Source organism: Paenibacillus sp. FW126-R14, assembly GCF_058789495.1.
Genome location: NZ_JBYTBS010000042.1, coordinates 13,971 through 26,481 on the forward strand (window position 1 = coordinate 13,971; position 12,511 = coordinate 26,481).

Genomic DNA, 12,511 nt, shown 5'->3' on the forward strand with positions numbered 1-12,511 from the left:
AGCATGCCGCACATACTCCCCCAGACACATCCAGATAAACTAATCGATCAATTTAGCTGCTTTCAATTGTTCGCGCATTTTCTTCACAGCATCGGCAGCCGGCATTTCACCAAGAATCGCTTTGAAGGAGTATTCATTAATAATTTTTTCTGCATCTGCCCATTTAGGTGGCGTCAATTCCAGCGTTGCATATTTCATGACAAGATCCTGCGCTTCTTTTACGCCTGGAAGCAATCCGAATGGATTCGGGAACGTTTTGTTATACCAGAAAGGGACGCCATGATCCATGGCATGATCTTTCCCCGCTTGCGTAAGCTCATATTTGCCGCCATTTTCGTTGTAATCATTATCTTTGATTCCCAAGCTGCCCAGAACGATCCCGTCTTTGGAATGCCACCACTCGATGAATTCAAAAGCCGTTTTCGGATTTTGCGCATTAACCGGAATCACCCAAACATCCGGATCTCCACGGCGCAGCATGTATTTCCCGTCAGCGCCTGCAATCCCAGGGAGCCCTTTTGCTTCAAATGCCGTATTGGCATCAGCAATTTTCCGGGTGTTATTCAGCATGCCTACCCAAGCATCCCAGTAAGTGATCATGCCTACGCGATCAGCCAAGAATAGATTACGCATTTTGCCCGTATCGTTCGTTGCAAAGTTAGGGTCCAGAATGCCCTCTTTATACAGTTTGTTCAACCACTCGTAAACCGGAATGGCTGCATCCGTGGAATAGGGAACGTCCAGCTTCCCATCTTTCTCGACATACCGCTGTTTCAAACCAGCGCCGCTGAAAAATCCTTGCAGCTCATACATCCCTGCTGTGCTTAAGCCATATGTATCTTTCTTGCCGTTGCCATCCGGATCTTGCTCCGTGAATGCTTTCAGCACCTTATAGTAGTCGTCAAAGGTTTTAGGTTCAGGCAGGTTGAGCTTCTTCAGCCAGTCAGCGCGAACAATCGGCATCGTACCGCCTTGAAATTTACTGAAAACGCCGTAAATCTTGCCGTCCTTCGTCTTGACTTGGTCCCATTCCTGCGTTGGCAAAACGTCAGGATTTTGCAGCGACTTTGACCCTTTCACTTGGTCCGTCAGCGGCATGATAACGCCTTGCGCCGCCAACGTATTCATCGTCTCTTTGCTCACTTGCAGAAGGTCGTACTTTTCGCCTGAAGAAATAGCCGCCATCAGCTTCTGATTGTAATCGGAAGCAGGCTTTTCTACTTTCGCTTTAATGCCCGTCAAGCGCTCGATTTCTTTTTCAAAGAGGACGTTTTCTTCCGGCGTTTTACCGCCGACAACGCCGGACATTATCCGCAAGGTACGCTCTTCCTTCTTCCCGTCGGACTTCGCCTGATCGGTTGCTTTCGGGGTTTCGCTTCCTGTACCGCTAGTTGACGTACAACCTGCAGTTAAACTTCCGACGAGCAGAACAGCCAACATCGAATGGACGACTTTCATTTTCTTAGCTTTCATAGTATCCCTCCGTTAGTTGCAATTTTGATGGACATGACTTTACGAAACCTTAATAAAGCGCTTTCATTTTTGGCAAAGAACCTGTACGGAATGAACCCCATTCCTATACAGTTCTGCAAGACTCGCGATAAATGAGCTGTGCGTCTACGATATGTTGTTCAACGGTTAATGGATCTAACATTTTTTGAATTAAAATGCGAGCTGCCTCTGCTCCTAACGTTTCCGCAGAAAGCTCGACGGATGTCAGCTTTGGCGTCATTTCTTCGGCCAGCCTCACGTCATTGCTCAAAGCCACAATCGAGAGATCTTTAGGTACTTCCATCCCAAACTCTCTTGTAGCACGCAGAACGCCAAGCGCGACTCTGTCCGTGTCAGCCACGATAGCGGTGAAAGGAATCTTTGGATACGATTGGATCATCGTTGTATAGCCATACTCACTTGGCGATGTGTGATGCTTACGGTCAAAATTCACGACTATGGCGTTGTGAAAAGGGATTTCCTGATCTTCATAAGCTCGCTTAAGGCCATTGATTCTATCGACCGATACCGTCATATCAGACGCGGCATTTAAAAATAAAATAGATTGGTGCCCATGCGCCAGCAAGTAACTGCCGACTTCGAACGCCAGCTGTTCGTTGTTATTATCAACGTAGCTAATCGAACTATCCAAGGGATCGGGTCTTCCGACAAGCACGATGGGAATTCTCATTTGTTCATAACGCTCAATACGCGGATCGTGTTTACGCGGATTCAGCATAATAACCCCATCGACCGGATCGCTTGAAAATTGTGTAAGATCCTCATGTTCCGGAAGTGTATCGAGCAGAATACGGTATCCGTGCTTCGTACATTCCTTAATCACTCCACCCAGCATTTGAATTTCAAATTGCGACATATAGCCCGTCTTGGGAATCGGCATCTTCAATCCAACAATCATCGTCTTCTTAATCGCCAAGCTTCTGGCAATATGATTCGGAAAATAGCCCAATTCTTTGGCTACCGAAAGCACCCGATCTGTCACCGGTTGAGAAATCGGCCGCTTTTTACTGAAAACGCTGGATACGGTCCCTTTGGAAACACCTGCCAGCTTGGCAACATCATCAATGGTAGCCATCTTTCCACCTCCTTCTTTCTCTTCATCTTGCCTGTCATTAAAGCGGTTTAATTAAACCGGTTTAATGGCCCTCGTATTTCTAATTATAGTTCAATTCATTCAAATTACAACAGGTTTTTTATTAATAATTCGTTAAATGAGGGAAAGCGATTAACCCAGCGTCATGAAAGGCATTTACATGATTAAAACATTTTATGAAACCGCTTACTTTGTCACTCTTACCTTGCTGCCGCCTAATGTCCTGTTTCCCTGTTAATCCGTATGCTTGCCTAAAAACAACACGCCTATTTTCGTCGAACTGAAACAGATGTCTTACACATACAATGATATGAGAAGTAAAACAACCTACTCGTTGCGGAGGGATTTCAACTTGAAAGCATTACTTCGGCTGGAGGACATCGGTCCTGGGGGCTATTACGAATCAGCGGAGAGCCTGATGAAATTGCGTGCCGTTGCGGATTATTTATATATGCAAAAAATACCTTTTCACGTCGCCGTCATTCCCCGCTTCATCAATCCGGGGCTTCAGTATGACTGTACCATCAGCAATCCCTTCGATGCCGTATCCGTAAGATTTGTTGAAACGTTGCAAGCATTACGAACGCGCGGCGCTTCATTAGGCATTCATGGATATACCCATCAATACGGTCAATCCGTCAGCGGCGAAGGGTATGAATTTGCTTATGGGGATTGTGTCAAAGATTGCCCGCCGGATGATCCGAAGTCATCTCTGACCGATTCTTTGCATATTCAGAAGTCCTATGCGTACGGCAGATTTCATATGGCCTTGTCCGCTTTTCAAACAGCCGGCTTGCGGCCGGATTGGTTTGAAACTCCGCACTATACCGCATCGGAAGTGCAGCGTCAAATATTGGAAGCCTGTTCCTGGTTGATCTACGAAAACAATCCCCATGACCCGACTAACCGTCAGGTGACCTATCAAAACGCCGCTTCCATCGTTGGAAGAACCTACTACGTGCCTACACCCCTTGGCTACGTTAGCTCCGATGCCGTGGAACAAGATGTCGCCAGGATGATGCGGCAGGTTGATGAGTATGCGGAAAATGATTTAGCATCTTTCTTTTATCACCCGTATCTCGAATTTCCGTATATTCACATCCGAAAATATGCTCCGCCCTATTACGAAGAGCGCACGCCGCTCAAAAGGTTGATTCATTTCATGCTCTCCAAAGAGCGGCGGTTCGTCAATATTCAAGACTTAATTTATTGTTTCATGTCCTCCCAATCCGTATAAAATATTCCTATTATGGGATACTATGCTTTGTTGTGTAATAAACAAAGGAGGTGTCCTTATGCAGAATCAAAATAATAATCAAGCAAGCAAAGCGCAGGTTCAGTCAACCGAACTAAATAAACTTCCGGTTCCAGGTCAAGATGATACGGAGTTTTCCGCAGAGGAAGCAGCTGAAGTTTTCCAATCCAACCCTTCCTCCTCTTCCAACAACCAGTCACAATCGCAAGATTAGTACCGCTGCTGCAAATCAAACAGGCTGTCCCAAAGGTGATTAACCTAGCGGACAGCCTGTTTTCAATTCAACCCATCATCATCATAAAATAGCATATGTGGTTTTTCATCCCTGTAGTAAGCTAGCCGATCTTCCAAAGTACCCGTATGAAATTCGAATTTATGACCATCCGGATCTGTGAAATAGACGGAACGCTTGTCCTTCTCATCTCTCACACGGCCAGGAAGTATATGCACGCCTAATTGCTCAAGCTTATCTACAGTCGATTGAAAATCTTCCTCCTCAACGGTAAAAGCAATATGCGTGTAGGAGTACTGGATCTCATTGCGAGGAATGTCCTTCTCCACATTCAGCGCCAGCCACAGGCCGTTTAAGTCAAAATAAGCTAAGCTTCTGCCTCTTACTAAGAGCTTTGCCCCAAATACGTCTTGATAAAATGGAATGGACTTGTCCAAATCCGTGACGGAAAAAAGAAAATGATTTATAGCGTTAATTTTCAATAGAACGACCTCCTCGCCAACTATTTCCATTGCCGAACGAATGATTCCTGCCTCATTGGGAATATTAACTAAGAAAAAATCCAAGAGACAGGAGGCTGTTTCATGTCAGACCAACAATCCGATCAACAGCAAAGCGCTGAAATACAAGCTCATAATGCCGTTGCTCATGCCCTTAGCAATCTGAATGCAGCGCAGACAGCTGACAATAATCGCCGTCAGGCGATTCAGGGTGCGCAGGAGCAACTGGACGCGGCGCATGCACAATTGGCCGAAGCGCGTACTTCGCAAGCAACTAGCACAGATGACAACGAGAGCCTCTCTTGATGACGCAAGGCAGAGACGACGCCTCATCCGGGCTTTCAGATGGAACACCCCTCGGCACGTTCGAGGGGTTTGTTTTGTTTTCACCGCGCTACTTGCCGCTACCGATGAAGATCAGCTCTGGCATGTAGGTTCTCATATGTTTTTTGATGAGTTCATACTGAAAGCTGCTGTTGTTCAGCTGTTCGTTAGTGGCTTGAAGCATTGGAATCACCTTAAACTGTGTCATTTTTCGATAAGTCGTATACGTTGGAAGAAAAGCCGGATGTTTCAATGCAATCGTTGAACGATCTTTCACGGTAGTTTTGATGACGTCTATCGCCGCCATTCCTCCCACGCGTTTGGCTACTCCGCCTTGTGCCGATATAAAATTGCCTAACGAGTAAAGCACCAGCGTTTTGTGGCCATTTTGCCCTGTCACCCATGCCGGCGGCTGCAGCACATGAGGATGATTGCCGATGACGATATGTACGCCTAAATCCGCCAGCTTACGGGCCAGCTCCTTCTGGCTCTCATTGGGGAATGACTCATATTCCGTCCCCCAATGCATGGCGACCACAACGACGTCGGATAGGCTTTTGGCTTGTTCCACGTCCATTGCGATCTGAGAGACATCGATTCGATTGATTAGAAACGCTTTTCCTCTCGGATGGGGAATCCCATTGGTGCCATAAGAGTAGCTTAGGAACGAAAATGTGATGTTATTTTGGGTCAGCGTTCGAATTTGATTCTGATCTTCCTGTGATTTGAATGAGCCTGTATAAGGAATGCCCAGTTTATCCCAGTACGAAAGCGCGCTTTGAATCACTTTTTCACCGCGATCAAGCGAATGATTATTAGCGACCGTAACAAGGTCCACGCCTGCCGTCTTCAAGGCATCTCCCACTTCATGCGGACTGTTAAACGACGGATAACCGGACAATCTAAGCTCTTTCCCTCCAATCATCGTCTCCTGATTAGCAACTAAAATATCAGGTTTGCGCAAATATCGCTGCACCCCCTCAAACATGCCGTGGAAGTTGTAGGTACCGTCCCTTTGCTTGGCATCTTGATAAACCTCGCTATGAATCAGAACGTCTCCGATCGCTGCCAATGTTGCTTTATCCACTCTAGGCTCATCCCCTCTAGAGGGGATAGGCGGGACCGAAGGGATCGGCGGATTCGATGGAATTGACGGGATCACGGCCGAGGGTGGCTGAACCTGTTTCGCCTGCGGTCCGGGTTCCTGCGGAACAGAAAGCTTGGCGGAATAGAAGCAACCGGTGGTCAGCAGCAGCATGAATGAAATGACAATCAAGCGTTTTCTCTGCAAGCCGATCCCTCCTGCTGAACATTTGTCATTAGTATGTCCAAACCATCTACACAAAAAAAGCCCCGAGTCCGCACCCGAAGCCTGAAATCTTCCTATTCCATTCCCACGCAACGCAAGGAAATTACGATTTCTGATGGTTTGTATAAATACCGACAACGGAAAGCAAGGCAGCAACACCGTTGGCGATCGCGTTCATATCGGCGTCTTTAATCATGTCTACACCGTACGCGTCTAGAATCAATTTGGCTGCACCAAGTAAGCCTAAAGTTAACGTATAGTAGTTTATTTTCATCTCTCTCACCTCCTATAAAAATAGGATGCTATATGCTATGAGAGAGAGTGAGAATTGGACATGTTCAAATGACAGGTTGCAAAGGTACAAAAAAAAGCCGCCGCCTCATACATGGCAGCAGCACTTCCTAATTATTGCGAGGCAGCAGGCTCGGCAATAGCTTTATATTTGGAAGAAACATACGTTTCTACCTTAGCTTTTGTAATCACTTGCGGATACATCATATCCGTGTCAGGTTGCTGCACGGTATATTTAATAACAGCCTGGCCGTCTGCGGAAAACTCGATGGCCTGAATGGCAAAAACATAACCGGGATTCGGCAATTCTATGGACAATGTCACTTTGTTGACATCGTCATTCACTTTCTCGACCTCTACGGAAACTTCTTCAACCGGAGCCTGGTTCTGCGTATGGGTTTCCACATAGCGAATCGCTTTGTACACCCAATTGGCCGCTTCTCCACGCGTCAGTTCGGCTTTCGGATTGAAATTGCCGTCTTTATCGAGCTGGGCGATTTTGTACAGCAGCAATCTTTGCAAGGTGCCTTGATAATTCACATTAATTTGGTCCTCATCCTTGATCGCAATAAACATTTTGATGAGCGGGAAATTCCCTTTCTTTTCAAGCGCATGCACGAGCAAATCCCCGAATTGTTCACGGGTAATGGTCGCATTCGGGTTTACATCCTTAGGGATCTCCAGTCCGTTATAAAATGCAATGACAAAAGCCTTCGCATACCAAGCGTCATTCGATATGTTGGTATACGTATCCGATGCCACTGGCTGCTTAACGAAACGAATGGTGTCCAAATTCAAATTCAACCCTTTGACAATCATTTGCACACTTTGCGCATAACTGATTTTACCTTTAGGAACAAAATGCTCGCTGTCGATCCCACTCACGATCCCACGGTTTTTCAGCGCCAATACAGCTTCCGACTGCCCCTCTTCCAGGTCAGAGAACGCAAATGCGGAACTAACGGTCAACGAACTGATCAACAAAGTAGTCAACGTTATGGCGGCTAACTTTTTCATTCATCTTTTCTCTCCTTTGCGAAATAAAATGGAATGGTTGTTGTTACCTTCTTAACGTTGCTTCTCCGTAGAAAGTTGCAATGTTCTTGAAATTTTTGGCATAGCTGATTTGATTTCAGAACTGATCTTCAAGCGCCAAAAGCGCTTTAGCTCCCTCATGCTCTGGCATCTCTTTCAGGATGAGCTCGGCATAACGCCGGGCAGCTTCATTTTCCCCTGCCTCGTAATAACAGATTGCCATGGCATAGCGTACTTCCGGGTTTTGATAATAAGCACCCTCCGTTCGCTCATAAAAAGCGATAGCATCTTGGAACATTTCCATGTGATACAACAGCGCCGCACATTCGAGAGCAGCTTCATGCTGCGCATTCATCGGATAGTACCCCTCCCACATCTGGAAAATGCCCTGACGCAAATCGTCAAACACACCTTCCTCAGACATCGGCAGCATCTCCGTAAGCCGGCTTGAACATTGCAGGAAAAGCTGGACATCATAGCCGGACAATCGCCAGAACGATAGGAATTGAGGCATATCCAGCTCATCTAAATAACCATCCAACCATTCTTTAATCGTTATAAAATCATCCGGACCATAGCGCTCTATAAACCGCCGATAAGCGAGTCGCGTATTTCCATAACCGTTCGGATTGGAAAGCATCAACATGCAGCCAATGTTCAGGTGGTGATAAGAATGCTGTGTAAATAGACACTGGGCGCCTTTCTGCTCCCAAACATAGTTCAAAGCATGATAATTAGCGGTTAAAGAAAAGCTGCCGTGATGGATCAGCTGCGGCGGTTCGCTGTATTCCCAGCTTTCCAAGCGGTGGTCTCCTTTATCCGCCGTAATCAGCAGAAAGCCCTCCGACGAGAGCAAGTTCAACCGTTCTAGGCATTGCAAGCCTATAGCCGGAAAGAGAACATGGGAATCCTCCAGCTTATGCCTATAATGTTCGATCACATCGCGATACGGGTACGATGCTTGTCCGTATTCCTCTGTTAAGCGATATTCATACTCGGCAGCAACGCTTTCCAGCATGTCGGAGGCGGACAGATCTGCCGTTTCTTCCGAGAAACGCAGCGATACCATGCAATCATAAACGGTATGGTCATCCACGTAGATCAGCTCTTGCGGGATACTGTCGAAAAAATAATTCGCGAGCACGAGCAGCGGCTGCTGCAAGTCTCCCCTGCGGATGCGGATGCCAGTTTCCGTTAAGTTTAGCTCCGTGTCCGCTGCGGCATCGAACTGTGCAAAATCCAGGAGCCCCTGCTCCACATAAGGACGCAAGCTCGGGTGCTGCCGCCAGTAGGCGATATTTTTGAGTGCCAAATCACTCATTACATAGCGAAAAGAGGGAAGCGGCATGCCCGCATAGTCCCTCATGGCGCAAAGCTCCTTCAAAATATGAAAAGCCAATCGGCCGGATCCGGCGCCAAGTTCAACAATCGTAACAGGCTCCGTCGTGCAGCCTTGGTTGGCCCGGTCTTGAAGAAAACCAAATATAATCTCCGCATAGGAGTTTGCAATCATCGGATTACTGGTTATGTATTCAGGAACCTCATTATTTTGCCATGCCCGAATGCCCTGCTCTTCATAATAAGCCCGCTGCAGCTCCCAGATTGGCGATTCGCTGAAACGGTACATTTTCTGATCGTTTGGTGCCATGCACAGAACCTACTTTACTCGAATGTCGTCAAAAACCTTTCTCATCTTACCATAAAACACCTCTGTGGGCATCCTTCCGGCATACTAAGGACAGGATAACTGACCTGCTGCCTTAGGATGAGCTTTCAGCCAATTCAGGATATCGTCTAACGTATTTACGGGCACGATTTGCAGATGGGCAGCCCCTTTTCTCGCTTCCGCTTCATTGGCGGCAGGAACAAAGAAAACATCGGCGTTCGTTCGGCTAACGGTGTATGCTTTCTGTTCCAAGCCCCCAACAGGACCGACAGAACCGTCAGGTTCCATCGTTCCCGTACCGGCGACATGATTGCCGTAAGTCACTCCGCAAGGAGTGAGCTGATCTATCAAAGTGAGCGCCAGCATGGCGCCATGCGAGGGCCCGCCCTCATGCAATAAATAATCATGATAGTTCACCGGCATAGGAATATCGTATTGCCATTCATTCGCTACTTGAATACCGAAAGCTGCACGGCTTGGATCGTCGGGATTCGGACGCGTTGCAGCCTGCAGGGCTGCTTTCTGGCCGCCGCGCAGCACGATAAGCGATACTTGGTCGCCAGGCTTGACCATTTTCATACGTTCAGTGAGCTCCTGAATCGTTGTAACGGCTTGCCCGTTCACTTCTTGAATGACATCGCTAAGCTGTATACGGCCGGATGCCGGGCTATCTTTGAGGATGGCCGTAATCCGCACGCCGCTGGAAGTGATTCCTTTCCCTTTTCCCAACTTTTGAAAAGCAATGGCACTTCCTGCGGCATTCGCGTCCTCCTTCATGAGCCGCACTTCTTGATTGTATTCGCCTAACGTCATACCTAAGTTTTCGACTTCGAACGTATACTTGGCAAAAAGTTTCGCGTAGACCCAATCAATAGGGAAAGCAGGACGCTCAAAAACGAGCACGCCCGCCATATCGCTATGAACGCTTCCTCCAGCCGCCTGCGCATAGCGGTTCATATTCAAGGTCAATCCGGGATACGTAACCAAGTATTTCGTAGGCCAAAACATAACCAATAGAAAGACCGCCATAGCCGCAAAAATGCTTATACTCCGAATTGGCAGTTTACGACGCTTCCGTTCATGGACAAATAAATCCACAAAGACCAGCAGCCAAGTCAGAATCAAGGCCCCTGCCGAATATTCCAGTTTTTTCGGTATCGTCATCACAATGATGGCACTCGTCAAACCTGATACGAAAACTGCCAACGTTCGGATTCTCAACCAGATCTGAGTGTCCGAGAATAGATGGAGAAGGGCCCCGGTCATCCATAACAATGGAACGAGGGCAAGAACATACAGCAATTCATCGATCACGTCAATCCAGTAAATGGAGGCGCCAAACCGCAGCGGATCGGGGAGCCAAATCAACTCGCCTGTAACAACCAGCAGCATAATCAAGACCATTGCCGAGTAGTAAAGCTTTTGCCAAAGAGCCATTCTAAGCATCCTTCCCTATGTAAAAAAGTAGCAGATGCTCTCCTAAAGAGAGTTCGCTACTTCATCTCAAATTCATTGCTCTTTCATATAGGCGACAACTTGATCGTACGAAAGGGTTCCGCCAAAAATATCAAGCGCACTGCCAATCGTAATGTCCAGCTTCCCATCCGATAATTGTTTAAACAGCTCAATATCCGCGAAGGATCTTGCTCCGCCGGCGTAGGTTGTCGGTATCGTTACCCATTTCGCGAGCGTGCTTACGAGACTTTGCTGAATACCGCTTTGCTTGCCTTCTACATCGACTGCGTGAATCAGAAACTCATCGCAGTATTGCTCCAGAAACCGAATGTTTGCTTCATTCAGTTCAAAATTGCTTAACTGCTTCCATTGGTTCGTCGCTACAAACCATTTCCCGTCCTTTTCTTTGCAGCTGAGATCAATGACTAGTCGTTTCTTTCCAACCGCCTTCACTATGCTGTCCAAGTTATCCCGGTTCAGCTGTCCATCACGGAAAATATAAGAAGTCACAATGACATGGGAAGCGCCGCGGTCCAAATAATAATTGGCATTGTCCGCATGAATACCGCCGCCGATTTGCAATCCGCCGGGATATTCTTGAAGCGCGCTGACAGCCTCATCCTGGTTCCCTTCCCCCAGCATAATCACGTGTCCGCCTAGTAATCGATCCTTTTTGAACATCGCGGCGTAATGCTTGGAATCATATGAAGAGACAAAATTTTCAATAATGGCATTTTCCTCTGTGCCTAACGTTTCACCTACAATTTGTTTCACCTTTCCATTATGCAGATCGATGCATGGCCGAAATTCCAATGACTTTCCCCTCACTATCCCTAATTGTTGCTAGCTTGATTGTCCAACTATTATAGCACATTCTTCCAAAGGACCTACATGTCTTCTTAAGTAAGAAAGGACCCTCCCAAACCTTCTGGGATGGCCCCTTGCCTTATGCAGCTGATTTATTGCTTGGCGAATCCTTCTTCGGCCATGTACTCTTCAACTTCTTCGTACGTTTCAAAGGCGCAATCCAGATTGCTTCCGGCATAAACGTACCACAGATCCTCGACGAAAGTAACGGCAAGAACGTGGCCTTCATCATCGGTCCAAAGCTCTTCCTGTTGGGCGCTGATTTCCGGCTGAACTTTGGAGGGAGCAGCCGTTAAGGAAAGAATCGACTTTTGAATAATAACACGAAGCTCTTCCTCGCTAAAATCGCGAATATTAATTAATCCTTTGCTGTCTGTCGGATAGCCTTTCACATATTCCGCATAAACAAATCCGTTGCCGTTCGGGTGGAGATGATAGACGACGATCTTTTTATCATAGCTGCTATTCTCATAATGAAAATTAATCCGTCCCAGAGAAACATCCTTGCGCTGCAACTCGGGAAATGATTCCACAATCGCTAACTTTTGTTCTAAACTAAGCATAAGACCTCCGCCGGTTACTCCATCACTTGAATTTTAAAAACGTTCTCCAACTTGCCTTCCGACCTTTTCTTCAAAGGTACTTTGATATCCCGGCTTAGCTCCTTGAAGAAGGTGTCGACATCGCATTGCACATTGGAAAGAACAACTTTGAAGTTGCCATCTTGGACGATATTTTGATTAGCCTCTTCAGGAACGTTAACATCGACGGCATATTTCTTTGTCAATGTGTTCATATATCGACTGAAAATCTCAATTAATTCCTCATTATTAAAATTTTCTATAACCAGCTTGCCTTTGTTCGTAAAATTCAAATGAACATTCAATTTGTGTGCCCCTTTTCCATGAACCAATGATGTATTGTATAATTATAACACACTTTTATATATTCTAAGCCTTTCGCATGAAAATA

14 protein-coding genes are annotated in these 12,511 nt (G+C 46.6%); 3 read left to right on the forward strand and 11 right to left on the reverse strand.

Annotated elements, in window-relative coordinates; genetic code table 11:
* Positions 1 to 39: 39 nt before the first annotated feature.
* Both AC3WRW_RS22940 and AC3WRW_RS22945 read right to left on the reverse strand, forming a co-directional pair.
* Entirely contained in the window at positions 40 to 1,473 is a 1,434-nt protein-coding gene (locus AC3WRW_RS22940) for an extracellular solute-binding protein (protein WP_492548600.1), read from the reverse strand.
* A gap of 103 nt (positions 1,474 to 1,576) precedes the next feature.
* Positions 1,577 to 2,587, reverse strand: a complete 1,011-nt coding sequence (locus tag AC3WRW_RS22945) for a LacI family DNA-binding transcriptional regulator (RefSeq protein WP_492548601.1) — start codon at positions 2,585 to 2,587, stop codon at positions 1,577 to 1,579.
* Between the two features lie 370 nt (positions 2,588 to 2,957).
* On the opposite strand from AC3WRW_RS22945, the gene AC3WRW_RS22950 reads away from it, so the two are divergent.
* Positions 2,958 to 3,842 carry a DUF2334 domain-containing protein gene (locus tag AC3WRW_RS22950; protein WP_492548602.1) on the forward strand — a complete coding sequence of 295 codons (885 nt, stop codon included), beginning with the start codon at positions 2,958 to 2,960 and terminating at the stop codon, positions 3,840 to 3,842.
* Positions 3,843 to 3,900: 58 nt separating this feature from the next.
* On the forward strand, positions 3,901 to 4,074 hold the full coding sequence (locus AC3WRW_RS22955) for a hypothetical protein (RefSeq protein ID WP_492548603.1): 174 nt from the start codon (positions 3,901 to 3,903) through the stop codon (positions 4,072 to 4,074).
* Positions 4,075 to 4,136: 62 nt separating this feature from the next.
* On the opposite strand, the gene fosB is transcribed toward AC3WRW_RS22955, so the two are convergent.
* Positions 4,137 to 4,604 carry a metallothiol transferase FosB gene (gene fosB, locus AC3WRW_RS22960; RefSeq protein ID WP_492548654.1) on the reverse strand — a complete coding sequence of 156 codons (468 nt, stop codon included), beginning with the start codon at positions 4,602 to 4,604 and terminating at the stop codon, positions 4,137 to 4,139.
* Between the two features lie 72 nt (positions 4,605 to 4,676).
* On the opposite strand from fosB, the gene AC3WRW_RS22965 reads away from it, so the two are divergent.
* Entirely contained in the window at positions 4,677 to 4,898 is a 222-nt protein-coding gene (locus AC3WRW_RS22965; RefSeq protein WP_492548604.1) for a hypothetical protein, read from the forward strand.
* 88 nt (positions 4,899 to 4,986) lie between these two features.
* On the opposite strand, the gene AC3WRW_RS22970 is transcribed toward AC3WRW_RS22965, so the two are convergent.
* From AC3WRW_RS22970 to AC3WRW_RS23005, 8 genes are all read right to left on the reverse strand, one after another.
* Positions 4,987 to 6,207, reverse strand: coding sequence for a CapA family protein (locus AC3WRW_RS22970; RefSeq protein WP_492548605.1), 1,221 nt, complete (start codon positions 6,205 to 6,207; stop codon positions 4,987 to 4,989).
* 121 nt (positions 6,208 to 6,328) lie between these two features.
* Complete coding sequence (locus AC3WRW_RS22975) at positions 6,329 to 6,499, reverse strand: hypothetical protein (RefSeq protein ID WP_492548606.1); 171 nt, start codon at positions 6,497 to 6,499, stop codon at positions 6,329 to 6,331.
* 131 nt (positions 6,500 to 6,630) lie between these two features.
* Positions 6,631 to 7,533 (reverse strand): S-layer homology domain-containing protein, encoded by a 903-nt coding sequence (locus AC3WRW_RS22980; protein ID WP_492548607.1) that lies wholly within the window; start codon positions 7,531 to 7,533, stop codon positions 6,631 to 6,633.
* Between the two features lie 115 nt (positions 7,534 to 7,648).
* Positions 7,649 to 9,199, reverse strand: coding sequence for a tetratricopeptide repeat protein (locus AC3WRW_RS22985; RefSeq protein ID WP_492548608.1), 1,551 nt, complete (start codon positions 9,197 to 9,199; stop codon positions 7,649 to 7,651).
* An 84-nt stretch (positions 9,200 to 9,283) separates the two neighbouring features.
* Positions 9,284 to 10,654, reverse strand: a complete 1,371-nt coding sequence (locus AC3WRW_RS22990) for a PDZ domain-containing protein (protein WP_492548609.1) — start codon at positions 10,652 to 10,654, stop codon at positions 9,284 to 9,286.
* A 72-nt stretch (positions 10,655 to 10,726) separates the two neighbouring features.
* Positions 10,727 to 11,485 (reverse strand): phosphoribosylformimino-5-aminoimidazole carboxamide ribotide isomerase, encoded by a 759-nt coding sequence (gene hisA, locus AC3WRW_RS22995; RefSeq protein ID WP_492548610.1) that lies wholly within the window; start codon positions 11,483 to 11,485, stop codon positions 10,727 to 10,729.
* A 146-nt stretch (positions 11,486 to 11,631) separates the two neighbouring features.
* Positions 11,632 to 12,102 carry a hypothetical protein gene (locus AC3WRW_RS23000; RefSeq protein WP_492548611.1) on the reverse strand — a complete coding sequence of 157 codons (471 nt, stop codon included), beginning with the start codon at positions 12,100 to 12,102 and terminating at the stop codon, positions 11,632 to 11,634.
* Positions 12,103 to 12,116: 14 nt separating this feature from the next.
* Positions 12,117 to 12,425 carry a hypothetical protein gene (locus AC3WRW_RS23005; RefSeq protein ID WP_492548612.1) on the reverse strand — a complete coding sequence of 103 codons (309 nt, stop codon included), beginning with the start codon at positions 12,423 to 12,425 and terminating at the stop codon, positions 12,117 to 12,119.
* Positions 12,426 to 12,511: the final 86 nt, after the last annotated feature.

Excerpts from the sequence above, each read along its gene's own strand:
- AC3WRW_RS22965 (WP_492548604.1), top strand. The coding sequence starts at position 4,677 with ATGTCAGACCAACAATCCGATCAACAGCAAAGCGCTGAAATACAAGCT.
- AC3WRW_RS22975 (WP_492548606.1), bottom strand. The coding sequence starts at position 6,499 with ATGAAAATAAACTACTATACGTTAACTTTAGGCTTACTTGGTGCAGCC.
- AC3WRW_RS22945 (WP_492548601.1), bottom strand. The coding sequence starts at position 2,587 with ATGGCTACCATTGATGATGTTGCCAAGCTGGCAGGTGTTTCCAAAGGG.
- AC3WRW_RS22985 (WP_492548608.1), bottom strand. The coding sequence starts at position 9,199 with ATGGCACCAAACGATCAGAAAATGTACCGTTTCAGCGAATCGCCAATC.
- AC3WRW_RS22990 (WP_492548609.1), bottom strand. The coding sequence starts at position 10,654 with ATGGCTCTTTGGCAAAAGCTTTACTACTCGGCAATGGTCTTGATTATG.
- AC3WRW_RS23000 (WP_492548611.1), bottom strand. The coding sequence starts at position 12,102 with ATGCTTAGTTTAGAACAAAAGTTAGCGATTGTGGAATCATTTCCCGAG.
- AC3WRW_RS22940 (WP_492548600.1), bottom strand. The coding sequence starts at position 1,473 with ATGAAAGCTAAGAAAATGAAAGTCGTCCATTCGATGTTGGCTGTTCTG.
- fosB (WP_492548654.1), bottom strand. The coding sequence starts at position 4,604 with ATGGAAATAGTTGGCGAGGAGGTCGTTCTATTGAAAATTAACGCTATA.
- AC3WRW_RS22980 (WP_492548607.1), bottom strand. The coding sequence starts at position 7,533 with ATGAAAAAGTTAGCCGCCATAACGTTGACTACTTTGTTGATCAGTTCG.
- AC3WRW_RS22955 (WP_492548603.1), top strand. The coding sequence starts at position 3,901 with ATGCAGAATCAAAATAATAATCAAGCAAGCAAAGCGCAGGTTCAGTCA.